We start from the raw sequence: 25,281 nt of genomic DNA on the forward strand, positions 1-25,281 counted from the left end.
CGGCGTTGCGTATCGTGAGGGGGTCGCAAAGCGCGCGAGCGCGGTTGTAGCAGCGGGGCCGGCGCATGAGCGCGGTCCAGGGACGGACGTTGGCATTGATGGCGAAGACGCTGACGCTGGGGCGCCCACGCTTTGAATTGACGGGCGCGAAGAACGATCCACCGGGCCGCGAGCCACCCGGAAGGGATCGCGGCAACGAGGATGGGCGCACCGGGATCGCTACCAAGACTCGGCCGAAGACCAAGAAGCCGAGCCTCTACAAGGTGCTTCTGTTGAACGACGACTACACGCCGATGGAATTCGTCGTTCTCGTGCTCGAAAAGTACTTCGCCAAGGGACGTGATGAAGCGACGCGTATTATGCTCCACGTGCACCACAAGGGGGTCGGCGTCTGTGGGGTGTACCCCTACGAGGTTGCCGAGACGAAGGTAACGCAGGTCATGGATTTTTCACGTCAGAACGGTCATCCTCTACAGTGCACTATGGAGAAAGAGTAGGTCAGCCTTGCCATCGTTCTCGAAGAGCCTGGAAAGCGCCCTGCATCGCGCCCTGGAAGCCGCCAACGAGCGCAGCCATGAATACGCGACGCTCGAACACCTGTTGCTCGCTCTTCTCGACGATCGCGACGCCGCCGCCGTCATGCGCGCCTGCACGGTAGATCTCGATACCCTGCGCGCGCGCGTCACCAACTATCTCGACAACGACCTGGGCGCGCTCGTCTCCAAGGAGAGCACCGAGGCGCAGCCGACCACCGGCTTCCAGCGCGTCATCCATCGCGCCGTCGTGCACGTACAATCGTCCGGGCGTGAGGAAGTCACCGGCGCCAACGTGCTCGTCGCCATCTTCGCCGAGCGCGAGAGCCACGCCGCATACTTCCTGCAGGAGCAGGAGATGACCCGCTTCGATGCGGTTCAGTACATCAGCCACGGCATCGCCAAGCGCCCGGGCATGTCGGAGCCGCGCTCCGTGCGCGGCGTCGACGAGGACCAGACGGTGGAGGGCGAGGAGCGCAAGCCCGGCCAGGACGCGCTCAACACCTATTGCGTCAACCTCAACCGCAAGGCGCGCGATGGCAAGATCGATCCGCTGATCGGCCGCGAGGCCGAGGTGCTGCGCACCATCCAGGTGCTGTGCCGGCGGCAGAAGAACAACCCGCTGTTCGTCGGCGACCCCGGCGTCGGCAAGACGGCCATCGCCGAGGGTCTCGCCCGCAAGATCATCAAGGGCGACGTACCGGAAGTGCTGCAGGACGCGACCATCTTCGCGCTCGACATGGGCGCGCTGCTCGCCGGCACGCGCTATCGCGGCGACTTCGAGGAGCGGCTGAAAGCGGTGATGAAGGAGATCGAGAACTATCCCGGCTCGATCCTGTTCATCGACGAGATCCACACCGTCATCGGTGCCGGCGCCACCTCGGGCGGCGCCATGGACGCCTCCAACCTTTTGAAGCCGGCGCTGCAGTCGGGCAGCGTGCGCTGCATCGGCTCGACCACCTACAAGGAATACCGGCAGCACTTCGAGAAGGACCGGGCGCTCGTCCGGCGCTTCCAGAAGATCGACGTGAAGGAGCCCTCGGTCGAGGATTCCGTCGCCATCCTCAAGGGCCTCAAGCCGTACTTCGAGAGCTTCCACAAGCTGAAATACACCAACGAAGCCATCCGCACCGCGGTGGAGCTGTCGGCCAAGTACATCCACGACCGCAAGCTGCCCGACAAGGCGATCGACGTGATCGACGAGACGGGCGCCTCGCAGATGCTCGTCCCCGAAGGCAAGCGCAAGAAGAAGATCACGGTGAAGGAGATCGAGGCGACCGTCGCCACCATGGCGCGCATCCCGCCGAAGACAGTCACGAAGTCGGACGCCGAGGTCCTCGTCAATCTGCAGAAGGATTTAAAGCGCGTCGTGTTCGGGCAGGACCAGGCGATCGAAGCGCTGGCTTCGGCGATCAAGCTGTCGCGTGCCGGCCTGCGCGAGCCGGAAAAGCCGATCGGCTGCTACCTGTTCTCCGGCCCCACCGGCGTCGGCAAGACCGAGGTCGCCCGCCAGCTCGCCGATCTCATGGGCATCGAGCTGCTACGCTTCGACATGTCGGAGTACATGGAGAAGCACACGGTGAGCCGCCTGATCGGCGCGCCGCCCGGCTACGTCGGCTTCGACCAGGGCGGTCTTCTGACCGACGGCATCGACCAGCATCCGCACAGCGTGCTGCTGCTCGATGAGATCGAGAAGGCGCACCCCGACCTGTTCAACATCCTTCTGCAGGTCATGGATCACGGCAAGCTCACCGACCACAACGGCAAGCAGGTCGACTTCCGCAACGTCGTACTCATCATGACGACGAATGCGGGCGCTTCCGACCTCGCCAAGCCGCCCATGGGCTTCTCCAGCGTCAAGCGCACGGGCGACGATACGGAAGCGATCAACCGGATGTTCACGCCGGAGTTCCGCAACCGCCTCGACGCCATCGTGCCGTTCGCCGGCCTGCCACCCGAGGTGATCACCAAGGTGGTGGAGAAGTTCATCTTCCAGCTCGAGGCGCAGCTCGCCGACCGCGGCGTGCTGATCGAGCTTTCGGAGGACGCAACGCGCTGGCTGGCTGAGAAGGGCTACGACGAGAAGTTCGGTGCCCGCCCGCTCGCCCGCGTCATCCAGGAGCACATCAAGAAGCCGCTCGCCGACGAGCTCCTGTTCGGCAAGCTCGAGCACGGCGGCACGGTGAAGGTGGTGGTCGTCGGCAAGGGCGAGGAGCGCAAGCTGAGCTTCGAGTTCCTGGCGCCGGACCCCAACAAGCGGCCGAAGGCCAAGAGCGAGGACGACGAGGACGAGGACGAGCCGCAGGCGGTGCTCGTCGACGCGGCCCCGCGCAAGGCGCTGCCCTCGCCGAAGGAGCGCAAGGAGCGACCCTCCAAGCCGTCGGGCACGGTCCCCAGCGTGCCGCGCCGCAAGGACGACTAGGCCGGTTCATCCGGCACTGAAACGCCAAACGCCGGAGGCCATCTCCGGCGTTTTGCATTTGTTGCGCCGCACGGCTGCGCTGTGTAACCGAGTGGTCCGCGAGGGCTCCACCACCTGTGGGTAATTACTCTTAGTTCTTTTCATCGCACGCCGAATCGCGGGGAACTCACCCACATTGATGCTTTGGAGGCGGTTGTGTCGCCGTTACGTGCGGCCTGGGTTGGCATTCGCCGACACGGGCTTAGTTTGTTTGCCTGGTTCCTCGAATTTTTCGGGGCGATTTGGCTCGTCATCGAGGCGACATCGTTCTTCTCGGCTTGGGTGCGGCAGTACACAGAGAGCAATACTCGGCTGCTGCTAGCGGCCTTGGTTGTTGCTGCGTGCGCGGCACTGTGGCGCGCCCGCGCGCCGGTCGCGGTAGTCCTGCCGCTCCGGCACAGCAACACGCAAGTTGAAGTCCGGTTCGGCGACCTGTTTGCCATCCGGGGTGATCATCTCGCCATTCCAGTCAATGATGGTTTCGACGGCGCCCTGGGCGACACGGTTGACCGCAAGTCAGTGCACGGCCAGTTCGTTCAGAAATTCTATCGAGGCTCGCAACGCGAGTTTGAAGCCGCGTGCGATGCACGGCTTTCGAAGGCAGAAGGTGTGCCGAGCGGCCGTAAGGGCCGGAGGCTGGCCTACGTGATCGGCACGACCGCGGCTCTTCCGCTTGAAGGGCGCAAAGCGTTCCTGTTCGCGCTCTCCAAAACAGATGCCCAAACACTGAAGGCATCCGCCGACGTACCGATTATGTGGCGTGCGCTCGACGGCCTGTGGAAATGCGTGCGTATCCATTCAAACGGCCACGCCGTCAGCCTGCCCTTGGTTGGCGCTGGTCAGTCGGGTGTCGGCATCGAGCCGAAGCACCTGCTGCGCCTGATCCTGCTGTCGATCCTGGTAGCGACGCGCGAGGGTGAGGTGTGCAAGCGGATTAGCGTCGTGCTGCATCCCGACATGTTCGAGAAGATCGACCTAAGGGCGGTCGAAAACGATTGGAGCTAAGCGATGGCCTACAGAAGCGGAACCTATGTCGCCTTCCATGCTGAGGGCAATTCTCACCCAACCGAGACGGACATGAAATACTACCGTCTCCTTCAAGCGTGGCACGATCATGAGGACATTGAGTTCGCGCTGGTCAACAGCCATGACAAGGCATCGGCGGTGCGCGATTCTAGTAAGCGCGAGACGCTGCGCCGAAGCCTGATGGAGCGGCTGCGCAACTCGAGGAACATGGTGCTCATTATCGGCGACAGCACGTGGCGCGACACCGATTGGGTGCCGTTCGAGATCGGCCAGGCGATTGACACGTATAAGATCCCAATCATCGCGACCTATCCTGATTATCTCAACATAACCAATCCCGGTGCCCTGCGTCCGTTCTGGCCGGCGGCGCTCGCGCAGCGCATCGACGACGGTACGGCTCACGTGATCCACATCCCATTCCGACAGGGGCCGATCAAGCACGCCATCAAGACCTTCGACTACGATAACTACCCATTGGGCGGCGGGCTCGGCATCTATTCGTTGGAAAGCTACGCCGCCTGGGGACTCGTCCAGACCTCTGCATAGTATGGGCCCGAAGCAGGAAGCTCTTGCTGGGTTGTAGGCCGGCTGCTCTTGCGCGTACCGTTGCGCCGCTTCTTTGATCCAGCATGGTCGCAGGCAGCCATGGCGCCAAGCTCCGCGAAAACCTCATCCACCACTCAGTCGGGCCGTGGCCAAATCGGCATGGCGGCTGCGGTGTCGGTTGGCATCGGCGGCATGGTGGGCGCCGGAATTTTCTCGATTCTCGGCGTCGTCGCCCAGGCGGCCGGCAATGCCATGTGGCTTGCCTTTGCGATTGGCGGCGTGGTGGCGCTCCTGTCCACCTATTCCTACGCCAAGCTCGGCGCCACCTTCCCCTCTGCCGGCGGCGCGGTGAACTTTCTAGTGCAAGGCTTTGGCGACGGCGTCTTCGCCGGCGGTCTAAACCTGTTCATGTGGGCGGGCTACATCATCTCGCTCGCCCTTTATGCGACCGCTTTCGGTAGCTACGCCGCGACCTTCATCTCCGACACGCCATCGGCATTGCTGGTCAAATCGCTGGCCATCGGCTCCGTTCTGCTGGTGACGGTGGTGAATGCGTTCGGGGCCAAGATCATGGGGCAGGGGGAGACGATCATCGTCGCCATCAAGGTGGCTATCCTTGTCCTCTTCGCCGCCACGGGATTGTACTTCGTCAAGCCGGAGAACCTCTCGCCGGCGTTATGGCCGGGCGCCGAGTCGATCCTCTTCGGCGCCGGCGTGCTGTTCATCGGCTACGAGGGCTTCGGGCTGATCACCAATACGGCCGGCGACATGCGCAACCCTGAAAGGATGCTGCCCCGCGCTCTCTACACGGCGGTGATTCTCGTGATCGCGCTCTATCTCGCGGTTTCGCTGACGGTGACGGGCAATCTGTCGGACGCAGAGATCGCGCGCGCCCGGGATTACGCTCTCGCCGAGGCCGCTAAACCATTTCTCGGCGAGCTGGGGTTTCGATTGATCGCTATTGCTGCGCTATTCTCAACCGCATCCGCAATCAACGCGACGCTCTTTGGCTCGGCCAACATCTGCTACATGATCGCCCGCGATGGCGAGCTGCCCGCCAGACTGTCACGGATCGAATGGAAGCAGGCGTCGGGCGGTCTCTTGCTCACCGCGGCCCTCGTCGTGGCGGTGATGCTGTGCTTCGACCTTGCCGGCATCGCCATGATGGGCAGCGCTGCCTTCCTTCTCGTCTATGCCGCCGTGAACGCAGGCCACCTCCTGGTTCTCAAGCAGACTGGGGCGAACGCCACGATCGTTTGGCTGTCGTTGCTCACCTGCCTCGCCATGTTCGCCGTGCTCGGCGTCTACACCTATCAACAACAGCCTGCGGCCATCGCGGCCCTGGTTCTCATCGCGGCGGCCTCGTTTGTAGCCGAGTGGGTCTATCGGCGATGGACAGCACGTAAGATCAGGATTGCCTGACCCTTAACGGCTCATCAGCGTCGCTTCCGAGCGCGCCAGCGCGATTGGCCACTGGTTGAAAGGGTCTGCCGCGAGCGTTCGGCATACATCATTGGCCCCAGGACCTCGGCACTGGCAGGTTCTTTACCTGGTTGCGCGATCATTGGAGGCTGCAGCATCACCGCCGGGCCCGGTCGGCCATTTTGCATCGCGGATCTAGGCGCCGAGCAGATCAGGAGGCCTCAATGAAGCGTTCAGCAATGTTAGGCGCCGCCATGATCGCGGCAGCTCTGCTCCCAGTAACCGTTTCCCCGGCGATGGCCGGTGGCTGGTGGCATCGGGACGGCTATGCGGCCCCTCGCCATTACAAGAAATACTACCGCAGCGCCCCCCGCTACTACGACGGCAGCGTCCGCTACTACAACAGTCCCCGCGCCTATAGATCTGCGTGCGGCTATGGCGATTGCGCATGCCTGCGGGCCATCGCGATCAGGACCGGCAACCCGGTCTGGTGGGACAAGTACCAGGCCTGCACCGGCTGAGGGCGAAACAACAAGCTCCGCGGCAGCGGTCGATACGTCGAAAGAGTCCCGCTACTTCAAACGTCGAAAGTGGCTGAATTGGAAGCGCTGGATGGATCCAGTGGGCGTCGTATGGACATGGTTGCGGCTCTCGACCAGCTCGAACGACGGCCCCAGAATTTGCCCGAGCGAAGCGGCATCGTGACGAACGATGGGCAGTCCACTGCAGCGTTCGGGACCGTCCAAGGCAAACGTCCCGATGATGACATGACCGCCGGGACGCACCGCTTTTGAGACCCGCGCCGCATAGGCAGCGCGATCGCTCGCGTCGGTCAGGAAATGAAAGGTCGCTCGGTCGTGCCACACGTCGTAGGTTTGCGACGGCTCCCAGGTGGTTATGTCTGCTACGACCCATTGCACCTTTGCGCTGCGCGCACCCAGCCGACGCTTTGATGTTGCGAGCGCCTCATTCGACAGGTCAAGGACGGTGACGGCCTCGAAACCTTCGTCCAGGAGAGCATCCACCAGCCGTGAAGTGCCACCGCCAATGTCGATAATCGATGCGTCTGCCTTCGCGTCGGCCGCATGGATGAGGTCGATCGAGATGGCTGGGCTCTCCTCGAACCAGCTAACGTCGCGCTCGCCCTTGGTTCGGTAGATGTTCTCCCAATGGGGCTGCAGATCGGACTTGCTCATGGTTCTTTTCCTTCTGGGACTCGTGCAATCCATGCGCGCGCTGCAGCGACAACGACAGCCAGCGCATCGACCGTTCCGTCTGCCTCGCCCTTCTCGAAGTCGCCTTCCACCAGTGCCATTTGATTAGTGACGTGGGCGAAGCACAAAACCGGCTTGTGGCGCGCGGTGGCGAACGCGTAGAGCGCCGCCGCTTCCATTTCGACGGCAAGCAGTCCCTTTGCCTTATTGTCGGCAATGGCTTGCGCCGTCTCACGAAAGGGTGCGTCGGTCGTCCAGGTCGCGCCGCGCTCTACCGGTACGCGCAGGCCATCGAACGCACCTGTCACTGTCGCCAGCAGCGCCGGATCAGCGTGGCCAAACTCGCTTGGTGGAAGATAATGATAGCTGGCGCCTTCATCGCGCAGCGCCTTTTCAATCAGGACGAAGTAGGGCGGGTCGCGCAACTCCACGAGCCGACCCGCGGAGGTCATGCTCATCAACAGTCGGCAGCCGCTGGCAAACAACTGCTCGGCGACGAGTACGGCAAACGGTGCCCCGACCGCGCAACCAACGATTCCCAGCTCAACACCTGCCTCAGTCACGCGGTAGAGGTCGGTGTGATAGCAGGGCCATGCCGGATCCCTTTGCGCGCCACCCACGCTTCTTAGCTGCCGCACCATGTCGCCGTCGGGATCGAGGACGCAGATCTGCGGCACCGGCGATTGCTCCAAGCCCTTTTGCCGCCGCGCCTCGCGCAGCAGGTTCTCGGGCGTAAAGGCGGATGGGGTGGAATGGGCTTTTTCTGCGAGGATTGGCGGTGATTCCGGGAGATGCATGCGATGCCCTCAGCTTTGGTGGTTGATTGGCGCGGCCGGTTGCGTCTCAGAAGACCAGTACCTTGTCGGCAGCGAGGGTCTCGGCCGCGAGTTCGTCATGGTGCCGCGGCGCGCGCCTTCCACCGGCTCGACATCCGTCAAGCCGCGCGGATCAAACGCCCAAGGTCTTGCGGCGCTTTTCGTATTCTTCGTGGTCGATCTCGCCCTTTGCGAACCGCTCGTCCAGAATCTCGCGGGGAGTCCGGTTCGGGGCCCCCATCGGACCTCCGGCGAGCCAGCGAACGACCAGAACGATCACGGCGACCAGGATTGCCAGCCACACGAGCATGAACAGCGGTCCCAGGAACATGCCACCCGACCCCCATCCCCAATCGTGCATCATCGGCCATGCCCCATCAGCAGGTCCGCTCCCCGGACCCTCTTGGGCACGAGCCACAAACGGCAGTGACCAGGATCCAATGGCCGCGACGATGTTTGCAGCTATTCGCCTCACGACACACCTCCCTTGACTTTCTCATAATTCAATGTATTGCTTGAATGATCTAATGACCAGCTCGCCCATGTCAAGCGAAAGCCCGAAGCACGCAATTTTCACCCAGTTTGCCTCGGTGGCGAAAGCGATCGGCCACGCGCATCGGCTCGAGCTCATCGAGCAATTGGCACAGGGTGAACGCAGCGTCGAAGTGCTCGCCGACCGCACCGGCCTTTCCATTGCGAACGCCTCGCAACACCTGCAGCAGATGCGGCGCAGCGGGCTCGTCATCGCGCGTCGCTCCGGAAAATTCGTGCTCTATCGCCTTGTCGACGATTCCGTTCTCGCCCTTATCGGGGCGCTCAAAGAGATAGCCGAACGCCACCTCGCGGAGGTCGATCGCATTGTGCGCACTTACTTCGCCGATCGCGACAGCCTGGAGCCGGTGTCGCGCAAGGAGCTGGCGAGGCGCATCAAGGACGGGCTGGTGACGGTGCTCGACGTGCGCCCGGCCGACGAATTTGCGCTCGGGCACCTTCCTGGAGCCATCAACATTCCGCTCAGCGCGCTCGCGCGCCATCTCAAGAAGTTCGACCGCAATGCCGAGATCGTCGCCTACTGCCGCGGTCCCTATTGCATTCTCTCGTTTGAAGCCGTTGCGCGCCTACGCAAGCTCGGTTTCAACGTGCGGCGGTTGGAGGATGGGTTCCCTGAATGGAAGGCAGGCGGTTTCCCCGTGGAAACGGCGAATGCCGAGCAGTCTTAGCAAATTGCAGGAGGAGCCATTATGCCATCGACTATCCAGCTGCACAACGAGCGCGTCGCAAACGTCTGGAACTCCGGGGGCAGCGACTATGACAATATCAGTCGCGGCATTGCCGACTCGATCGCCCACTGCGTCCTGCGTCTTGATCCCAAGCCCGGCGAAAATATTCTCGACCTCGCAACTGGAACCGGATGGACATCACGCGCCGTCGCCCGGGCAGGGGCCACGGTAACGGGTGCGGACATCAGTTCCGAGTTGCTCGCTGCGGCGGCGAAGCGGGCCCAAGCCGAGCATCTCGACATTCGCTATGAGCAGGCCGACGCGGAGAGTTTGCCCTATTGCGACGGTGCCTTCGACGCCGTGATTTCCACTTGCGGCGTCATGTTCGCCAGCCGCCCGGAGGCCGCTGCAAAGGAACTCGGCCGTGTCTGCCGTCGTGGTGGCCGCATCGCGCTGACCACGTGGTTGCCGGACAGCAATCTGTTCAAGATGTTCCTGGTGATGAAGCCGTATATGCCGCCGCCTCCATCGCCGCCGCCTGCATCACCTTTCGAGTGGGGCAATCCAGAACGGGTGCGTGAGCTTCTCGGCGGCGACTTCGACCTCAAGTTCGAGAAAGGCACGTCTTATTACCGCGAGCCGAGCGGAGAGGCGGCCTGGAATACTTTCTCGAGCTCATACGGTCCCACCAAGTCCCTCGCCGCAAGCCTCGACGAGACGAAGCGCGCGGATCTCGAACGGGATTTCATCGCTTTCCACGAAGGCTTCAGAAACGACCTCGGCATCTGTGTCCCCCGTGAGTATCTTGTCACCGTCGGCGTGCGAGGGTGATCAATAGTCACCGTCATCGGCGCAGTCCCAATGAGGGCTCCTGCGCTAGTCGCCACCTATCTCGTTCGGTGCACCGTCGTCGTCCTCTTGGCCGGCGCGCTTCAGCTGTTGAATAGATCGCGCAAGGGCATTGTCGGCGGCACGGGTCTCGCGGTTGCGGTGATCAGCTTGGCGGCGGAGCTGATGAAATCGTGAGCGGTGCCTGGTTAGACGCGCAACTCATGCTCGGCCTTGGCCCGAGGACGAGCGGGGCCGGCGAGGCGCTACGGCTTCAGCGCCTTGCGGATCTTCTCGGCGTGCGCGGCGAGCACCTCGGGCTTCTCCATGTTGCGCCCGTGCGGCATCAGCGGCACCCCATCGTGGCGCGGGATGACGTGGAAGTGCAGATGGAACACCGTCTGCCCGCTGGCCGGCTCGTTGAACTGCACCACCGTGACGCCGTCGGCATCGAAGGCCTCCTTCACCGCGCGGGCCGTGCGCTGCACGATGGGTATGGTGCGCGCTAGCACGGCGGGATCGGCGTCGAGCAGATTGCGCGAGGCTGCCTTCGGCACCACCAGGGTATGGCCCGGCGCTTGCGGCATGACGTCCACGAACACGAGCGCATCGTCGTCCTCGTAAATTTTGTGCGAGGGAATTTCGCCGCGCAGGATCTTGGCGAATACGTTGCTGTCATCGTAGGGCATACCGGCCTCCCGTCTAGCGAGCCTGTTAAAGGCATCGCCGCGCGCCGCGTCAAGCCGCCGCGCGCTCTATGATTGATCACCTTTGCGGTAGGGCGCGTAGGCCGTGAGCTCGGCGGCGTTCTCGGCGACGGCCAAGCGCTCGCTCTCCAGATAGCGCGCGACGGCGCGGCGAAATCCCGGATCGGTGATGAAGTGCGCCGAATAGGTCATCGTCGGCAGGTAGCCGCGCGCCAGCTTGTGCTCGCCCTGCGCGCCCGCCTCGACGCGCGCAATGCGGTGCGCGATGGCGTAGTCGATGGCCTGGTAATAGCAGACCTCGAAGTGCAGGCACGGGTGGTGCTCGACGGCGCCCCAGTAGCGGCCGTAGAGGCAATCGCCGCCGATGAGATTGAGGGCGCCGGCAACATAGCGCGGGCCGCGCCTGGCCATGATCAGCAGGCAACGCTCGGGCATCGCGGCGCCGAGCAGCGAGAAGAACCTCCGGTTGAGGTACGGGTGACCCCACTTGCGGCTGCCGGTCTCCATGTAGAAGTCGAAGAACGCGTCCCAGTGCTTCTCCTTAATGTCTTCACCGGTGAGTTGCTCGATGACGAGGCCGTCGGCAAGCGCCTCGCGCCGCTCCTTGCGCACTGCCTTGCGTTTGCGCGAGGCGAGGCCGGCAAGGAAATCCTCGAAGGTCGCGTAGCCCTCGTTGCGCCAATGGAACTGCTGGTCGGTGCGCTTCAAAAAGCCCTGCGCGCCGAGGCTTTCCCACTCGTGCCGGCTGAGGAAGGTGGCGTGCACCGAGGAGGCGCCGAGGCGCCGGGTGAGCTCGACAGCGGCCGCGGCGAGCACGCGCTCGTTGTGCTCCGCCTGCGGTCCGGGCCGCACCAGCAGCCGTCGTCCCGGCACCGGCGTGAACGGTACGGCGATCTGCAGCTTCGGATAATAGCGACCACCCGCCTGCTCGTAGGCTGACGCCCAGGCGTGATCGAACACATACTCGCCGGCGCTGTTGAGCTTCGCGTAGCAGGGCGCACAGGCGGCGATTCCCCCGCACGGGTCATCGACCGTAATATGCTGCGGGATCCAGGCGGTGTGGCGCTCGCCGACGCAGCCCGATTCCTCGAGCGCAGTGAGGAAGGCGTGCGCGATGAAGGGATTGAAGGTAGAGGGATCGGGATTGGCGCAAGCATCCCAGGCTTGGGGCTCGATGTCCGCGATGCGTGCAACGATGTTGGCGACCGTCGTCCGCTTCTCGCCTCCTTTGACGCTCATTGCAGCTGCTTGCTCTCTTCCCGCACTCTCACGCCCCGCGGGTCAGGGCTCGTAACCCTCGAAGATCGGCGCGTCGGCCCAGCGGGCAGCGGTTGCGCGCTGCTCCTCGGTCCGCACCGTCCACGTCAAAAGCGGCAGCCCCAGGACCTCGCGCACGAAGCGGGTGACGGGGGTGGGCAGCGCGTTGACGTCGTAAGCATAGAAGTCGGGAGCCACTGGGCCCGATTCAAGCAAGTGCGTCAGGCTGTAGGCGCGCTCGGGGCCTAGCTTGTCGCGCCACCAGCAGTCGGCGGCAAACTGCCCCGACACGATGCCGCGGGGAACCTCGGGCGCGAGCCCGCGGATGGCCGCCATCACGGCGGGATCAAACGACATCAGCGCGATAGGTCGGTCGTAGCGGCGCGCCGCGGTGGCGATGGCCTGCAGGTAGCGCGTGTCCGGGGCATCCCATTCGCTCTTGATCTCGATGAGTACGGGCACGCGCCCTGAGACGAGCTCGAGCAACTCGGGGAGGTCGATCATGTTGCCGCCGACGTTGCGGTAGCGCAGCTTCTTCAGCGCGCCCGCCGCATGTCCGGCGATGGGCCCCTCCGCTTCGATGAGCCGCTCCAGCGTCAGATCATGGAACACCATTGGCGTCCCACAGCCGGCCGGGCGCACATCGCACTCGATGCCATAGCCCTTGGCGATGGCGGCTTCGAATGCCGCCGCGGTGTTCTCGATGATGCCCTTGGCGGCATCGTGCAGCCCGCGGTGCGCAATCGGCTTCAGAAACGCCGCGCGATCGCGCATGGCCTGCCTCAATGCTCGATCACAAGCACGGCGTCGACCTCGACGGCGCAGCCAAGCGGCAGGCTCGACACGCCGACGGCAACGCGCGTGTGGCGCCCCTTGTCGCCCAGCACCTCGACCATGAGGTCGGAGGCGCCGTTCAAGACCTGCGGATGCTCGGTGAAATCGGGTGCGGCGTTGACATAGCCCGTCAGCCGCACGATCTGCGCGATACGGTCGAGGCTGCCGATCGTCGCCCGCGCCTGGGCGAGGATATTGAGGGCGCACAACCGCGCCGCCGCCCGGCCTTCGGCGACCGTCATTCCGCTGCCAAGGCGTCCCGCGGCGATGCTGCCGTCCGCCGCCTTGGAAATCTGGCCGGAAATGAAGAGAAGGTCGCCCCAGAGGCAGGAGGGTACGTAGTTGGCGACCGGGTTGGGGGCATCGGGGAGGGCGATACCAAGCGTCGCAAGTCGCGCCTCGACCTTGTCGTCCATGCTATTATCCTTCCGCTTCGGCAGCCGGCCACCGGCCTTGTCGCTCGCCTTTTTGACTGGGGCGCCCGGTCTTGGCAATGGCGAGCGCAAGCCCAGGTATTCAGGCGTTTAACTTGTCCGGGATAGGCTGCGACGCAGGACGAGCGAGAGGAAGAATGCACCACCTAGCCAAGGTTTTGGTTGCCGGCGCAATCAGCGCGGCGATGCTCGTCACGCCGATCGATACTTCACGCGCGCAGGTTGCCGGCGGAGCCGTGCAGTTCCGCCCGCATCGCGCCGTCTACGACATAACCTTCGACCATGCGACGCCAGGCTCTGGGGTCGCCGACATGAGCGGTCGCATGGTCTACGAGATGACCGGAAGCAGCTGCGGCGAGTACGCGCAGAACATGCGCTTCGTCACCCGCATGACCAACCAGGAGGGCGTGGCTCAGGTCAACGACCTGCGCACCTCGAGCTTCGAGGACCTCACTACCCACCGCCTGCGCTTCTCGTCCAGCCAGTATGAGAACCAGAAGCTATCGGAGGCTTCACAGGGCAGCGCCGGCCCGGGCAACGGGGCTTCCTTCACCGAGGTGAAGCTGGTCAAGCCGGCGAAGAAGACAGTCAAGCTGCCGTCCGACATCTACTTCCCGATTCAGCATTCGCTGGCGCTCGTCGAAGCGGCGCGCGCCGGCCACAGCCAGTTCACGGCCAATCTTTACGACGGCTCCGACAAGGGCGAGAAGTTCTACGAAACGAGCGCCGTCATCGGTCCGCGCGCCGCGCCTGGCAGCGTGAAGGTGGCGGCGAAAGTCGCCAACGGCGACAAGCTCGACGGTCTTTCCTCATGGCCGATCGCCATCGGCTATTTCGAGCCCGGACCAAGCCGGCTCGATGCGCTGCCGACCTACGAGCTGTCGTTCCGCTTCTACGAGAACGGCGTCTCGTCGCGGCTCTATATCGACTACGGCGATTTCGCCATCCGCGGCGAGCTGAAGGAGCTCACCTTCCTCGAGGAAGGCAAATGCGCCGCGTCCCCGTCGCCGGCGCCCGTCAAGCGCTGATTTCCGGATCGCCGATCTCGCCGGCCATCTCCGCGAGCAGGCGTTGTGCCGGAGCGATGTCCTCGGGCGGCAGGCCGTCGGAGGCACAAAAGACGAGCAGCAGGCTCTCATCATGCAGCAGGTGCTCGAGCACTGCCGCCAGCATGTGCGGCGAGCGGGCCTCGGCGCGCAGCTCCTGCGGACCGACGCCCGTCAACGTCAGGAAGCGTCCCAGCCGCTGCGGATCTCCCGCCAGGAACAGCAGCGCCGAGATGCCGATCGATTCCGCCCGGTCGCTCTGCATGCGCCTCAACCTCGAATTCACCTAAACGTCGAAAGTTATACGTGTTTCGCTCCAAGGGGGCGCCCTGCTTCTATTCATTAACTGTTGGTTACGCCTTCGCCAGCAAACTCCCGCCCGGCCCAACCTGAGAATCGGTGCAAAAGGGGGCGGGGAGTGCGAGCTGCAACATCATGAACATCCAGGAGACCAGCGCCGCCGGCCCACGCACGCCCTCGCGGCGAGCGGCCGGCAAGACGGTCCTGATCGTGGAGGACAACGAGCTCAACATGAAGCTCTTCCACGACATCCTTGCTGCGCATGGCTACGCCACCATCCAAACCCGTAACGGCCTGGAGGCGCTCGAGCTGGCGCGCCGTCACCGCCCGGCACTGATCCTCATGGATATCCAGCTTCCCGAGATCTCGGGCCTGGAGGTCACCAAGTGGATCAAGGAGGACGATGACCTGCGGGATATTCCGGTCGTCGCCATCACCGCGTTTGCGATGAAGGGCGATGAGGAACGCATTCGCTCCGGCGGTTGTGAGGCCTACATCTCCAAGCCAATTTCGGTCGGCCATTTCCTCGAGACCGTGCAGCGCTACGTCGGTGAGCCGCGCGCTTGAACAGTAACCTGCGCTGAGTAGTGGCGAATATGACCGCACGAGTACTCGTAGTCGATGATATCCCCGCAGATGTGAAGCTGCTCGAGGCACGGCTTTCGGCCGAGTACTTCGACGTGCTCCCCGCGGGAACCGGGCAAGAGGCCATCGATATCTGCGAGCGCGAGCGCGTCGACGTCGTGCTGCTCGACGTGATGATGCCGGGGATGGACGGCTTCGAGACGTGCCGGCGCCTGAAGTCCAATCCCACGACGCATCACATACCGGTGGTGCTGGTCACCGCGCTCGACCAGGTGTCGGACAAGGTGCGCGGTCTGCAGGGCGGCGCCGACGACTTCCTGACCAAGCCGGTCGACGAGATCGCGCTCGTTACCCGGGTCAAAAATCTCGCGCGCCTCAAGACGTTGACCGACGAGATGCTGATGCGTGCCTTGACCGGTCGGCAGATGGGGCTCAGCGAGGATGCCGCGCTTCTGAAGGCCCTGTCGGAGGAAAGAGGACGCGTGCTCATCGTCGACGACGACCTCCGCTCCGCGGGGCGTCTGGGCGAGTGGCTGTCGACGGTGCACAGGCCGACGCTCGCCACCGACCCGCAATCGGCGCTGCATGAGCTGGCCAACGAGGAGTTCGATCTGCTCATCGTCTCGCTTTCGCTCGCCGGCGCCGATGGGCTGCGCTTGTGCTCGCAGACGCGGTCTACCGACCGCACGCGGCACCTGCCGATCATCGTGCTCGTCGAGCCCGGCAACGAGGCGCGGCTGTTGCGCGGCCTCGACATGGGCATCAACGACTACATCATGCGCCCCGTCGACCAGAACGAGCTTCTGGCGCGCGTCAGAACGCAGGTGAAGCGCAAGCGCTACTCGGATCATCTGCGCAATCGGCTCGAGGAGAGCATCGAGGCCTCGGTCATCGACTCGCTCACCGGCCTGCACAATCGGCGCTACATGGAGACCCATCTGTCGACGCTCGTCGACGAGGCGCGCCACAGCGGGCGCTCACTCTCCGTGCTGCTCGCCGACATCGACCACTTCAAGCAGGTCAACGACACCTATGGCCACGACGTGGGCGATGCGGTGCTGAAGGAGTTCTCCGCCCGCTTCCGTCGCAACACGCGCGGTATCGACCTTGCTTGCCGGTTCGGCGGCGAGGAGTTTCTCATCATCATGCCGGATACGACCATGGCGCGCGCCTACCAGGTGGGCGAGCGACTGCGTGTATCGATTGCCGCCGACGCGTTCCCGATCAAGCCGGGGCTCGGCATTCACCTGACGGCCAGCGTCGGCCTTGCAACACTCGAGCGCGCTGATGACACACCGGAAACGGTTTTTCGTCGCGCCGATAGCGCGCTGTTCACCGCCAAGCGGCGCGGCCGCAATCGTGTGGCAGCCAACGCGGCGTAGCCCGGCGTCGTCCAAAAACTTTGCAATATCAGTATGGAAGCCGGCGCGGGCAGGCGAGGCGGGCGGGCGCCATGGCCGACGCCATGTGCATGCAATCTAGGCGTTCATGTGACGTAAACGAATCATCGTGGTGATTTGACAACAGTCAAAGCGTAACTTGCGTTAACCAGAGTCCTCTGTCAGATTACCATTTCTCGAGGGGGTCTATAGATTTCGAGGCGTGGGGCGAACACGGACGGGCGGCCGCGTTCCACGCGATATACGGGTTTCCGCACTATCAGGTCCGCCGCATTTCCTGATAGGGCGGGAAAATCGTGGCTTGGTCTCAGCGGCTAGAGTGGCCTCCTCGTTGAAGCTGCATCGGACCAGCCACGGCACCAGGCGGGGAGTCAACGCCCTCTTTGACAAACCATCTGGTTACTAGACCAGGGTCCGTGGCTTTCTCGGACTAACTACCCCGCTGCCGGGTTGAGTTGCGGGCCCTGGTCAAGTCAACCTGACCATTCCCTCACATCGAGCGTAAGCGGTTCCTGGTGTGGTGCCGTGGTTGCGTGCGGCTTCACGGGGCGCAGGCGATGGCCTCGCGCGCCTACTTGATCTTCGTTTCCTTGAACTCGACGTGCTTCTTGGCAACCGGGTCGTATTTCTTGAATACGAGCTTCTCGGTGCTCGTGCGCGGGTTCTTCTTCGTCACGTAAAAGAAACCCGTGCCGGCGGTCGAAAGCAGCTTGATCTTCTGCGTTACGGGCTTGGCCATGATCGGGGAAACCTTCGGGGGGAACCTGAAAACTGTCTGCTGGTTGCAGGAAGCGGGCACCATAGCCAGCGCGGCTTGGCTGTCAAGCAAACCTCGCTCGGGGCGCTAATTCGCCGTCGGTTCGGGCGCCGGCCGTGCCGGATCGAGCGCATCGCGCCCACCGAAGCCGTGCATGCGCAGCGCCCACTGCAGGCCGACGAGCGCGCCTTTGATGCGCGGCAAGATCCACAGGCACAGACCGATGGTCAGCGGGAACCACATGGCGATGTGCACCCAATAGTCCGGATGGAAGTAGTCCTCGACCATCATCACGCCGGCGACGATGAAGTGACCGGCGATCAGGATGGTGAAGTAGGGCGGCGCATCGTCGGCGCGGTGATGATGCAGTTCCTCGCCGCACGCGGCGCAGGCATCGACGACCTTGAGATAGCGACCATAGAGCCTGCCGCTGCCGCACGCGGGGCACTTGCCGAAAGCGCCGCGCCGGATCGCCTGTGCGACGTCGCGCGGGGCAGGCTCCGAAAATGCCGTAATCTCTTCCGCCATTGCCAAGTCCTCGTACTCGCCCCGTCGGGTGCGGCGAGGGACCCTCGCCCGCCGGCTGATCCAGGTCAACAGACGAATGGCCGCGGCAGGCAGCCCTTTAGCGGCCTCGGCGTCTTCTGAACTTGTTCCGATCGCCCGCGTGCGGCGCGGCAACGCGCCCCTTCTTGCCCTCGGTTAACAACTCGAAGCGTAACGCGCCGGCGGACGGGATCGCCTCCACCAGGCGCACCTCGACCGTATCGCCGAGGCGGAAGGTCTCGCCCGTGCGTTTGCCGACGAGGGCATGCTGCGCCTCGATGTGATAGTAGAAGTCATTGTGCAGCGACGACACCGGCACGAAGCCGTCGGCGCCCGTATCTTTGAGGCGCACGAACAATCCTGAGCGGGTGACGCCGGCGATGCGCCCGGTGAACGTCGCGCCGATGCGATCGGCGAGATGCGCCGCGATCAGCCGGTCGACCGTCTCGCGCTCGGCCGCCATGGCGCGTCGCTCGGCATCGGAAATCTGCTGCGACACCTCGGCGAGTCGGCCGATCTCGGCATCTTCGAGTGCCCCTTCGCCGAGACGCAGCGCCTTTACGAGCGCCCGGTGCACGAGCAGATCGGCGTAGCGGCGGATGGGCGAGGTGAAGTGCGCGTAGCGGCGCAGGTTCAAACCGAAGTGACCAATATTGTCGATGTTGTATTCCGCCTGGCTCTGGCTGCGCAGCACTACCTCGTTGACGAGGTCGGCGACAGGCAAGGTCTTGGCACGCGCCAGGATGCCGTTGAAGTGTCCCGGCTTGAGGGTGGACTGCTGCGGCAGCTTCATGCCGAGCGTGTCGAGGAACTCGCGCAGGCTCGACAGCTTCTCCTTCGAGGGCTGGTCGTGGATGCGATAGACGACCGGCGTCTTCCTCTGCTCGAGCATCTCGGCAGCGGCGATGTTGGCCTGGATCATGAACTCCTCGATCAGCCGGTGCGCGGTAAGGCGCTCGGGCGTCACGACGTAGGCGACGCGGCCCATCTCATCGAGCAGGATCTTGCGCTCGGGCAGATCGAGATCGAGCGGGGCGCGGCGGTCGCGTGCCGCTGCCATGGCGGCGTAGGCAGCCCACAGGGGTCGCAGGACGCGCTCGAGGAGGGGCCCCGCCTTGTCGGATGGGCGCCCGTCGATCGCCGCCTGCGCCTCCTGGTAGCTGAGCTTGGCGGCCGAGCGCATCATGGCGCGCATGAAGGTGTGGCCGCGCTTGTTGCCGTCCTTGTCGAAAATCATGCGCACGCAAAGGCAGGCGCGACTCTCGCCCTCGCGCAGCGAGCACAGGTTGTTGGAGATGCGCTCGGGCAGCATGGGCACGACGCGATCGGGGAAATAGACGGAGTTGCCGCGCAACTGCGCCTCGCGGTCGAGCCTCGAGCCGGGTCGCACGAAATGCGCAACGTCGGCGATGGCAACGAGCACCACCCAACCGCCGGCATTGCGCGGATCGGGGTCGGGCTCAGCATAGACGGCGTCGTCGTGATCGCGCGCGTCCGGCGGGTCGATGGTGACGAGGGGAACGCTGCGCAGGTCGGTGCGCCCGGAAAGGGCAGGCTCCTTGAGCGCGTCGCTCTCCGTGATCACGCTTTCCGGAAAGTCGTCAGGGATGCCGTGGCTGTGCACGGCGATGAGGCTGATCTGCCGCTGGTCGTCGGGGTTGCCGAGCGATTCCAGGACGCGCGCCTGCGGGACGTGGAAGCGGCCCTTGCGCGCCAGGTCGAAGCGCACGAGATCGCCGTCCTTGGCCGGGCCCTCGTCGCCCTTGTGGATCGACCAGGATCGCAGCTGCTTGCGGTCGACGGGCTCGATGATGCCGCCGCCGTTCTTGTGGGCGCGGAAGATGCCGATGAGGCGCCGCTTCTCGCGCGGTAGCCGCTTGATGGGCGAAGCCTCGAAGCGGTAGCCCTCGACGTCGGCCTCGGCGAGCTCGGTGATGCGGGCGAGGATGCGGTCGCCGATGCCGATGTCGGCTTCGATGTCGACCTCGGGCCCGCGCGCCGAGCGCGTTGGCAGCAGCACGGACGGGCGCTCGCCGGCCTCCTCCCATACCGCGGGCTTGGCGATGAGATCGCCGTCCTCGTCGCGGCCCGTTACCTCGAGCACGGCGACAGGCGGCAGCCCGCCTTTCTTGTGCAGGCTCTTGCGATCGCCGGAGAGCGCACCCTCTTCCGACAAGCGCGCCAGCAGACGATTGAAGTCGATGCGCTGCGGGCCGCTGATGCCGAAGGCGCGCGCGATCTCGCGCTTGCCGACCTTTCCCGGCGACGTCCTGATGAACTCTAGGATTTCGTCTTGGCCGGGCAATCCGTCGCGCCTGGGTGGGCCACTCTTTGTGCCCTTCGGTCTGCGCGGCATGTCAGTGCGCCCGGTGAAGCATCATCACTGGAGCCTCAGGTCTCCGCGTCGGCCGGCTCGGGCTTGGCTTTGGCGGCGCGTCCCTTGGCGGTCTTGGCGACCTTGCCACCTTTCGCCGCCGGCTTGTCGTCGGAAGCGGCTTTGCGCACAGGCTTCTTCTTCTTCGAAGGGCCTTTGGCGGCGCGCGCGGCGATGAGCTCAACGGCTTCGGCAACGCTGAGGCTCGCCGGATCCTTGCCGTTGGGGATCGTGGCGTTGACGGAGCCGTGCTTGACGTAGGGCCCGTAACGGCCCGACAGCACTTCGATCTTACCACCGCCGTCGGGGTGCTCGCCCAGATCTTTCAGCACCGTCGGCTTGGCGCGCTGGAAGCGGCTCTTTCCGCCGGCAGCCTTCTCGGCGAGCAGCGCCACGGCGCGGTTGAGGCCGACGTTGAACACTTCCTCGATGCTTTCGAGATTGGCGTACATGCCGTCATGCAGGATGAAGGGTCCGTAGCGTCCGAGGCCAGAGGTGATGGGCTTACCCGTCTCGGGGTGCAGTCCGACCTCGCGCGGCAGCGACAACAGCTTCAGCGCGTAGTCGAGATCGACGGATGCTGCATCAACGCCCTTCGGAATGCTGGAGCGCTTCGGCTTCTCGTCCTCGGAGCCTTCGCCGAGCTGAATGTAGGGACCGAAGCGGCCGGTGCGCAGCGTCACGGCGAGGCCGGTGTCGGGATCGTAGCCCAACAGCTTGCCGTCGGGCGCCGCCGCCTCGGCGTCGCCGTTGGCAACGTCGCTGAGCTGACGCGTATAGCGGCAGTCGGGATAGTTGCCGCAACCGATGAAGGCGCCGTACTTACCGGAAATCTTCAAGCTGAGGCGGCCGCTCTTGCACGCCGGGCAGGAGCGCGGGTCCGAGCCGTCTTCGCGCGGAGGGAAGATGTGCGGACCCAAGATCTCGTTCAGCGCCTCCAGCACCTCGCCGACGCGCAGGTCCTTGATCTCGTCGACGGAGCCAGTGAACTCGCGCCAGAAGTCGCGCAGCACGTCCTTCCAGGCCAGCTTGCCATCGGAGATGAGGTCGAGCTTGTCCTCGAGGTCGGCGGTGAAGTCGTATTCGACGTAGCGCTTGAAGAAGCCCTCGAGGAAGGCGATGACCAGCCGCCCCTTGTCCTCGGGAATGAGGCGCTTCTTGTCGACGCGGACGTAGTCGCGCTCCTGCAAGACGGCGAGCGTCGAGGCGTAGGTCGATGGGCGGCCGATGCCGAGCTCCTCCATCTTCTTGACCAGCGTCGCCTCCGAGTAGCGCGGCGGTGGCTGCGTGAAGTGCTGCTCGGCCTCGATGGAGCGGTCGGTGACGCGATCACCCTGTGCGAGCGGCGGCAGGCGGCGGCTGGTGTCGTCGTCGTCCGCCGGGACGTCATCTTTGCCCTTGGCAGCGTGCAGGCGATCGTCACGGCCTTCCTCGTATACCTTGAGGAAGCCATCGAACTGGATGACCGATCCGGTGGCACGCAGCGTGTAGGTCTTGCCGTCGCGGCCCTTCACCTCGATGTCGGCAGTCGTCTGCTCGACCTCCGCCGAGGCCATCTGGCTGGCGACGGCGCGCTTCCAGATCAGCTCATAGAGCCGTGCCTGGTCCTTCTCGAGGTACTTGGCGACGTCCGACGGCTTGCGCGTGACATCGGTAGGGCGGATGGCCTCGTGCGCTTCCTGCGCGTTCTTGGCCTTGGTCTTGTACTCGCGGATGAACGGGGCGACGAATTTCTGCGAGTACTCGCGCGCGATGAGGCCGCGGATGGCACTGATGGCCTCCGGCACGATGGTCACGCCGTCGGTTCGCATGTAGGTGATGAGGCCGACGGTCTCGCCGCCGATGTCGACGCCTTCATAGAGGCGCTGGGCGACCTGCATGGTCTGCTTGGCCGAGAAGCCGAGCTTGCGCGAGGCATCCATCTGCAGCGTCGAGGTGGCGAACGGCGCGTAAGGGTTGCGCTTCACCGCTTTCTTGTCGACTGAGGCGACGCGGAACTCGCCCTTCTCGATGGCCGCCTTGATGGCGTTGGCGTCTTCACCCGTCTTGATGTCGAGCTTCTTGAGGGTGCTGCCATTGATGGCATTGAGGCGGGCGGGGAACTCCTCACCCTTGGCGGTCGCCAAGATGGCATCGATGGTCCAGTACTCGTCGGTCTTGAAGACCTCGATTTCGCGCTCGCGGTCGCAGACGAGGCGCAGGGCCACCGATTGCACGCGCCCCGCCGAGCGGGCGCCCGGCAGCTTGCGCCACAGCACCGGCGACAGGGTGAAGCCGACGAGGTAGTCGAGCGCCCGGCGGGCAAGATAGGCGGAAACGAGCGGGGCATCGATTTTGCGCGGCTCGCTCAGGGCGGCAAGGATGGCCTGCTTGGTGACGGCATTGAAGGCGACGCGCTCGACCTGCACGTCCTTCTTCAGCGCCTTCTTCTGCTCGAGGATCTGCAGGATATGCCAGGAGATCGCCTCGCCCTCGCGATCGGGGTCGGTGGCCAAGATGAGCTTGTCGGCCTTTTTGACGGCTTCTGCGATTTCCTTGATGATCTTCTGAGACTTAGCATCGACGTCCCAGTGCATTTCAAAGTCTTTGTCGGGCTCCACCGAGCCATTCTTGGCCGGCAGATCGCGCACGTGGCCGAACGAGGGAATGACCTTGTAGCCGCTGCCCAGGTACTTGTTGATGGTCTTGGCCTTGGCAGCCGATTCGACGATTACGACGTTCATCTAGAGACTTTCAGGCTGGCGTGGCGCCGCGCGACAAGGGCCCAAGACAGGCGTTGGGCCGCGGGGCCCACGGTATCCGGCGCAAATTCCCGGCGTCCGTTCGGCGGGGGAACATGGGAGAGGAATGTGGCGGTGTCAAACGCCGATCCCGTGACGCGTGTAAATGGCGTCGCTTGCTATCATAAGTTGTGAATGCTATTTACCACGATCTGGAGTTGATCAGCGGTCGGGACGCGCGCAGGAATGGCAGGGCCGGAAGACGCCAACGGCGAGGCCGGGGGACAGCGGTCAGTGCGTAGCGCGGACACGCTCGACTACCTGTGCGACATTATCCAGGAGCTGAAGCACTTGGCCGACCGGTCCGGGCAGCGGACCTTGTCGGCGATCCTGGCGGCGGCTCTGACGGAGGCGCGCATCCAGAATGACGAGGTGCGGCGGCCGTAGCCGCCGACTGACCACCTTGGCGACAGTCCCTCCCGCCCATGCGCGGCTCACGGGTCGAGCGCACCCAGCGAAACGAGCCCGCCGCCGTGACGCTCTATGCGGCCGGCCAGCGCCAGCTCCATAAGGGCGATTTGCACGCTGCGGGTCGTGAGCCCCGTACTGCGCACGAGGCTGTCGATGTCGATCGGCGCCGGGCCAAGCGCGGCGACCACGAGGTCGCGCTCCTCGGTCGAAAGTGACGGCGGTGGCATTTGCGGCTGCGGCGCCGGGTCCTCGCGCAATTGGCGGGGTGGGGGGCGCGTCAGCGGGACCAGGGCGGAGAGCACGTCCTCCGGTTCGGTCACCAGCGTGGCGCCAGACTTGAGGAGCTTGTTGGTGCCCTCGGCACGCGGGTCGAGCGGATGCCCGGGGACGGCGAACACCTCGCGGCCCTGCTCGGCGGCGAGCCGCGCCGTGACCAGGCTGCCTGAGCGGCGCGCGGCCTCGACGATGATGACGCCGAGCGATAGCCCCGAGACGATGCGGTTGCGGCGCGGGAAGTCCTGCCCGCGCGGGGTGAATCCAAATGGCATCTCGGTGACGAGGCAGCCGCGCTCGGCGATGGTTCGCTGCAGCTCCTCGTGCTCGGGCGGATAGACAATGTCGAGCCCGCCGGCCAGTACCGCCACGGTGCCGGTGTCGATGGCGGCCGCGTGCGCTGCGCAGTCGATCCCGCGCGCCAGGCCCGAGGCGATGACGAAGCCGCCGCGGCCGATCTCGCTGGCGAATTGGCGGGCAAGCTTGGCGCCGGCGGCGGAGCATTGCCGCGCTCCGACGATGGCGATGGTGGGCCGCTGCAATAGGCCGACATCGCCTTTTATGTAGAGCAGCGGCGGCGGCACATCGAGCGCCGCGAGAGCGGGGGGATACTGCGCCTCCCCGACGATCAGCACCAGCGCGCCGCAGCGGCGCGCGCGTTCCAACTCCGCCTCCGCTTCATCGCGCGGACAAACGCGGATTGGCTTGCGGTGGCCGCCGCGGCGCGACAGCTCCGGCAAATCGGCGAGCGCCGCATCGGCACTGCCGTAGTGCTTCAGCAGCTCGCGAAAGGTGACCGGGCCGACGTTCTCGGAGCGGATGAGCCGCAGCGCCGCAATGCGCTCGGCATCGGAGGTTGCTGCGGCAGCTCTCGCCTCACGCCTTGGCACCGATCCTCGGCTCCTCTCCGGCCGCCAAGCGGCGAATGTTGGCGCGGTGCTTGTAGAAGAGCAGCGCCGACATGATGGCGGCGAGCAATCCCGTCGCGCGGTCGCCGGTTGCGAACAGTCCGATCGGTGTGACGAGCGCGGCGATGAGCGCCGAGAGCGATGAATATCGGGTCAGCAGGGCGACCAGCAGCCAGATGGCGCAGAACGCCGCGGCGGCGCGCCAGTCGACTCCCAACAGCACGCCGATGTAGGTGGCGACCCCCTTGCCGCCACGGAACCCGAGCCAAACCGGAAATACGTGCCCGAGGAAGGCGGCGAGCCCGGCCAGCAGCGAGGCGAGGATGGCGACGCCGCCCTCGGCGCCGATCCAATGTCCTATGAGCACCGCCGCCGTGCCCTTCAGCGCGTCGAGCAGCAGCGTGAGCGCCGCCAGCCCCTTGTGACCGGTGCGCAGCACGTTGGTGGCGCCGATGTTGCCGGAGCCGAGGTTGCGCACGTCGCCCAGGCCGGCGGCGCGCGTCAGCAGGTAACCGAAGGGGACCGAGCCGAGAAGATAGCCGAGCGCCGTGGCGGCGAGCGTGTAGGGGCTGAGAAGGAGATCCATGGCCACGCGCGATCTTGA

General features: G+C 64.7%; 27 protein-coding genes. 13 read left to right on the forward strand and 14 right to left on the reverse strand.

The window, feature by feature from the left end; all coding sequences use genetic code 11:
- Positions 1-98 precede the first annotated feature (98 nt).
- From clpS to F9K20_RS11525, 6 genes are all read left to right on the forward strand, one after another.
- Positions 99-497: an ATP-dependent Clp protease adapter ClpS gene (gene clpS, locus F9K20_RS11500; protein WP_291001728.1), complete on the forward strand. Its 399-nt coding sequence runs from the start codon at positions 99-101 to the stop codon at positions 495-497.
- 7 nt (positions 498-504) lie between these two features.
- Positions 505-2,955, forward strand: coding sequence for an ATP-dependent Clp protease ATP-binding subunit ClpA (gene clpA / locus F9K20_RS11505; RefSeq protein ID WP_291001500.1), 2,451 nt, complete (start codon positions 505-507; stop codon positions 2,953-2,955).
- 195 nt (positions 2,956-3,150) lie between these two features.
- Positions 3,151-3,999, forward strand: a complete 849-nt coding sequence (locus F9K20_RS11510) for a macro domain-containing protein (protein WP_291001503.1) — start codon at positions 3,151-3,153, stop codon at positions 3,997-3,999.
- Between the two features lie 3 nt (positions 4,000-4,002).
- Entirely contained in the window at positions 4,003-4,566 is a 564-nt protein-coding gene (locus F9K20_RS11515) for a TIR domain-containing protein (RefSeq protein ID WP_291001505.1), read from the forward strand.
- Positions 4,567-4,725: 159 nt separating this feature from the next.
- Positions 4,726-5,988: an APC family permease gene (locus F9K20_RS11520; RefSeq protein ID WP_291001508.1), complete on the forward strand. Its 1,263-nt coding sequence runs from the start codon at positions 4,726-4,728 to the stop codon at positions 5,986-5,988.
- A 224-nt stretch (positions 5,989-6,212) separates the two neighbouring features.
- A complete protein-coding gene (locus F9K20_RS11525; protein WP_291001511.1) occupies positions 6,213-6,509 on the forward strand; it encodes a hypothetical protein in 297 nt (98 codons plus the stop codon).
- Positions 6,510-6,560: 51 nt separating this feature from the next.
- Here the strand turns inward: F9K20_RS11525 and F9K20_RS11530 are convergent, their stop codons facing one another.
- The 3 genes from F9K20_RS11530 to F9K20_RS11540 form a co-directional block, all read right to left on the reverse strand.
- Complete coding sequence (locus F9K20_RS11530; protein WP_291001514.1) at positions 6,561-7,184, reverse strand: trans-aconitate 2-methyltransferase; 624 nt, start codon at positions 7,182-7,184, stop codon at positions 6,561-6,563.
- Entirely contained in the window at positions 7,181-7,999 is an 819-nt protein-coding gene (locus F9K20_RS11535; RefSeq protein ID WP_291001517.1) for a nucleoside phosphorylase, read from the reverse strand. The genes F9K20_RS11530 and F9K20_RS11535 overlap by 4 nt, the downstream gene beginning before the upstream one ends.
- Positions 8,000-8,150: 151 nt before the next feature.
- Positions 8,151-8,381 (reverse strand): SHOCT domain-containing protein, encoded by a 231-nt coding sequence (locus F9K20_RS11540; protein ID WP_291001519.1) that lies wholly within the window; start codon positions 8,379-8,381, stop codon positions 8,151-8,153.
- 178 nt (positions 8,382-8,559) lie between these two features.
- Between F9K20_RS11540 and F9K20_RS11545 the strand changes: the two genes are divergently transcribed.
- The 3 genes from F9K20_RS11545 to F9K20_RS11555 are packed head-to-tail and all read left to right on the forward strand — an operon-like array spanning position 8,560 to position 10,263.
- Entirely contained in the window at positions 8,560-9,237 is a 678-nt protein-coding gene (locus F9K20_RS11545; protein WP_291001522.1) for a metalloregulator ArsR/SmtB family transcription factor, read from the forward strand.
- Positions 9,238-9,258: 21 nt separating this feature from the next.
- The gene (locus F9K20_RS11550) at positions 9,259-10,068 is read left to right on the forward strand and encodes a class I SAM-dependent methyltransferase (RefSeq protein WP_291001525.1); all 810 of its coding nucleotides are present in this window, start codon (positions 9,259-9,261) and stop codon (positions 10,066-10,068) included.
- Between the two features lie 30 nt (positions 10,069-10,098).
- Positions 10,099-10,263: a hypothetical protein gene (locus tag F9K20_RS11555; RefSeq protein ID WP_291001528.1), complete on the forward strand. Its 165-nt coding sequence runs from the start codon at positions 10,099-10,101 to the stop codon at positions 10,261-10,263.
- 68 nt (positions 10,264-10,331) lie between these two features.
- On the opposite strand, the gene F9K20_RS11560 is transcribed toward F9K20_RS11555, so the two are convergent.
- The 4 genes from F9K20_RS11560 to F9K20_RS11575 form a co-directional block, all read right to left on the reverse strand.
- The gene (locus F9K20_RS11560; protein ID WP_291001531.1) at positions 10,332-10,754 is read right to left on the reverse strand and encodes an HIT family protein; all 423 of its coding nucleotides are present in this window, start codon (positions 10,752-10,754) and stop codon (positions 10,332-10,334) included.
- A 66-nt stretch (positions 10,755-10,820) separates the two neighbouring features.
- Positions 10,821-12,011 carry a GNAT family N-acetyltransferase gene (locus F9K20_RS11565; protein WP_291001534.1) on the reverse strand — a complete coding sequence of 397 codons (1,191 nt, stop codon included), beginning with the start codon at positions 12,009-12,011 and terminating at the stop codon, positions 10,821-10,823.
- A gap of 42 nt (positions 12,012-12,053) precedes the next feature.
- Positions 12,054-12,803: a glycerophosphodiester phosphodiesterase family protein gene (locus F9K20_RS11570; RefSeq protein ID WP_291001537.1), complete on the reverse strand. Its 750-nt coding sequence runs from the start codon at positions 12,801-12,803 to the stop codon at positions 12,054-12,056.
- A gap of 8 nt (positions 12,804-12,811) precedes the next feature.
- A complete protein-coding gene (locus F9K20_RS11575) occupies positions 12,812-13,279 on the reverse strand; it encodes a RidA family protein (protein WP_291001540.1) in 468 nt (155 codons plus the stop codon).
- A gap of 155 nt (positions 13,280-13,434) precedes the next feature.
- On the opposite strand from F9K20_RS11575, the gene F9K20_RS11580 reads away from it, so the two are divergent.
- A complete protein-coding gene (locus tag F9K20_RS11580) occupies positions 13,435-14,325 on the forward strand; it encodes a cell envelope integrity EipB family protein (RefSeq protein WP_291001543.1) in 891 nt (296 codons plus the stop codon).
- On the opposite strand, the gene F9K20_RS11585 is transcribed toward F9K20_RS11580, so the two are convergent.
- On the reverse strand, positions 14,315-14,608 hold the full coding sequence (locus F9K20_RS11585) for a DUF3572 domain-containing protein (protein ID WP_291001546.1): 294 nt from the start codon (positions 14,606-14,608) through the stop codon (positions 14,315-14,317). The two genes, F9K20_RS11580 and F9K20_RS11585, sit on opposite strands and share 11 nt — an antisense overlap.
- Before the next feature lie 170 nt (positions 14,609-14,778).
- Here F9K20_RS11585 and F9K20_RS11590 point away from each other — a divergent pair, with 170 nt between their 5' ends.
- Together F9K20_RS11590 and F9K20_RS11595 are read left to right on the forward strand one after the other, a co-directional pair.
- Complete coding sequence (locus tag F9K20_RS11590) at positions 14,779-15,210, forward strand: response regulator (protein WP_291001548.1); 432 nt, start codon at positions 14,779-14,781, stop codon at positions 15,208-15,210.
- Between the two features lie 29 nt (positions 15,211-15,239).
- A complete protein-coding gene (locus F9K20_RS11595; RefSeq protein ID WP_291001551.1) occupies positions 15,240-16,610 on the forward strand; it encodes a PleD family two-component system response regulator in 1,371 nt (456 codons plus the stop codon).
- Between the two features lie 589 nt (positions 16,611-17,199).
- Here F9K20_RS11595 and rpmG read toward each other — a convergent pair.
- From rpmG to topA, 4 genes are all read right to left on the reverse strand, one after another.
- The gene (rpmG, locus tag F9K20_RS11600; protein ID WP_291001554.1) at positions 17,200-17,367 is read right to left on the reverse strand and encodes a 50S ribosomal protein L33; all 168 of its coding nucleotides are present in this window, start codon (positions 17,365-17,367) and stop codon (positions 17,200-17,202) included.
- Positions 17,368-17,472: 105 nt separating this feature from the next.
- Positions 17,473-17,913, reverse strand: a complete 441-nt coding sequence (locus tag F9K20_RS11605) for a DUF983 domain-containing protein (protein WP_291001557.1) — start codon at positions 17,911-17,913, stop codon at positions 17,473-17,475.
- A gap of 97 nt (positions 17,914-18,010) precedes the next feature.
- A complete protein-coding gene (gene rnr, locus F9K20_RS11610; RefSeq protein ID WP_367115881.1) occupies positions 18,011-20,236 on the reverse strand; it encodes a ribonuclease R in 2,226 nt (741 codons plus the stop codon).
- A gap of 86 nt (positions 20,237-20,322) precedes the next feature.
- Positions 20,323-23,028, reverse strand: coding sequence for a type I DNA topoisomerase (topA, locus tag F9K20_RS11615; RefSeq protein ID WP_291001564.1), 2,706 nt, complete (start codon positions 23,026-23,028; stop codon positions 20,323-20,325).
- 243 nt (positions 23,029-23,271) lie between these two features.
- Between topA and F9K20_RS11620 the strand changes: the two genes are divergently transcribed.
- Positions 23,272-23,472: a hypothetical protein gene (locus F9K20_RS11620; RefSeq protein WP_291001567.1), complete on the forward strand. Its 201-nt coding sequence runs from the start codon at positions 23,272-23,274 to the stop codon at positions 23,470-23,472.
- 47 nt (positions 23,473-23,519) lie between these two features.
- Here the strand turns inward: F9K20_RS11620 and dprA are convergent, their stop codons facing one another.
- Complete coding sequence (dprA, locus tag F9K20_RS11625; RefSeq protein ID WP_291001570.1) at positions 23,520-24,659, reverse strand: DNA-processing protein DprA; 1,140 nt, start codon at positions 24,657-24,659, stop codon at positions 23,520-23,522.
- Positions 24,646-25,263: a glycerol-3-phosphate 1-O-acyltransferase PlsY gene (plsY, locus tag F9K20_RS11630; RefSeq protein WP_291001573.1), complete on the reverse strand. Its 618-nt coding sequence runs from the start codon at positions 25,261-25,263 to the stop codon at positions 24,646-24,648. Before plsY ends, dprA begins: the two co-directional genes overlap by 14 nt.
- Between the last annotated feature and the right edge of the window lie 18 nt (positions 25,264-25,281).

The sequence above is a fragment of the Hyphomicrobium sp. genome (assembly GCF_009026145.1).
GTDB lineage: Bacteria > Pseudomonadota > Alphaproteobacteria > Rhizobiales > Hyphomicrobiaceae > Hyphomicrobium_A.

Coding starts and splice junctions, on each gene's coding strand:
- F9K20_RS11560 (WP_291001531.1), bottom strand. CDS start 10,754: ATGCCCTACGATGACAGCAACGTATTCGCCAAGATCCTGCGCGGCGAA.
- F9K20_RS11535 (WP_291001517.1), bottom strand. CDS start 7,999: ATGCATCTCCCGGAATCACCGCCAATCCTCGCAGAAAAAGCCCATTCC.
- F9K20_RS11540 (WP_291001519.1), bottom strand. CDS start 8,381: ATGATGCACGATTGGGGATGGGGGTCGGGTGGCATGTTCCTGGGACCG.
- F9K20_RS11520 (WP_291001508.1), top strand. CDS start 4,726: ATGGCGGCTGCGGTGTCGGTTGGCATCGGCGGCATGGTGGGCGCCGGA.
- rpmG (WP_291001554.1), bottom strand. CDS start 17,367: ATGGCCAAGCCCGTAACGCAGAAGATCAAGCTGCTTTCGACCGCCGGC.
- plsY (WP_291001573.1), bottom strand. CDS start 25,263: ATGGATCTCCTTCTCAGCCCCTACACGCTCGCCGCCACGGCGCTCGGC.
- F9K20_RS11515 (WP_291001505.1), top strand. CDS start 4,003: ATGGCCTACAGAAGCGGAACCTATGTCGCCTTCCATGCTGAGGGCAAT.
- clpS (WP_291001728.1), top strand. CDS start 99: ATGGCGAAGACGCTGACGCTGGGGCGCCCACGCTTTGAATTGACGGGC.
- F9K20_RS11580 (WP_291001543.1), top strand. CDS start 13,435: ATGCACCACCTAGCCAAGGTTTTGGTTGCCGGCGCAATCAGCGCGGCG.
- F9K20_RS11545 (WP_291001522.1), top strand. CDS start 8,560: ATGTCAAGCGAAAGCCCGAAGCACGCAATTTTCACCCAGTTTGCCTCG.
- topA (WP_291001564.1), bottom strand. CDS start 23,028: ATGAACGTCGTAATCGTCGAATCGGCTGCCAAGGCCAAGACCATCAAC.
- F9K20_RS11575 (WP_291001540.1), bottom strand. CDS start 13,279: ATGGACGACAAGGTCGAGGCGCGACTTGCGACGCTTGGTATCGCCCTC.
- F9K20_RS11565 (WP_291001534.1), bottom strand. CDS start 12,011: ATGAGCGTCAAAGGAGGCGAGAAGCGGACGACGGTCGCCAACATCGTT.
- F9K20_RS11550 (WP_291001525.1), top strand. CDS start 9,259: ATGCCATCGACTATCCAGCTGCACAACGAGCGCGTCGCAAACGTCTGG.
- F9K20_RS11585 (WP_291001546.1), bottom strand. CDS start 14,608: ATGCAGAGCGACCGGGCGGAATCGATCGGCATCTCGGCGCTGCTGTTC.
- F9K20_RS11605 (WP_291001557.1), bottom strand. CDS start 17,913: ATGGCGGAAGAGATTACGGCATTTTCGGAGCCTGCCCCGCGCGACGTC.
- F9K20_RS11530 (WP_291001514.1), bottom strand. CDS start 7,184: ATGAGCAAGTCCGATCTGCAGCCCCATTGGGAGAACATCTACCGAACC.
- F9K20_RS11555 (WP_291001528.1), top strand. CDS start 10,099: ATGAGGGCTCCTGCGCTAGTCGCCACCTATCTCGTTCGGTGCACCGTC.
- F9K20_RS11590 (WP_291001548.1), top strand. CDS start 14,779: ATGAACATCCAGGAGACCAGCGCCGCCGGCCCACGCACGCCCTCGCGG.
- F9K20_RS11595 (WP_291001551.1), top strand. CDS start 15,240: ATGACCGCACGAGTACTCGTAGTCGATGATATCCCCGCAGATGTGAAG.
- F9K20_RS11570 (WP_291001537.1), bottom strand. CDS start 12,803: ATGCGCGATCGCGCGGCGTTTCTGAAGCCGATTGCGCACCGCGGGCTG.
- F9K20_RS11525 (WP_291001511.1), top strand. CDS start 6,213: ATGAAGCGTTCAGCAATGTTAGGCGCCGCCATGATCGCGGCAGCTCTG.
- F9K20_RS11620 (WP_291001567.1), top strand. CDS start 23,272: ATGGCAGGGCCGGAAGACGCCAACGGCGAGGCCGGGGGACAGCGGTCA.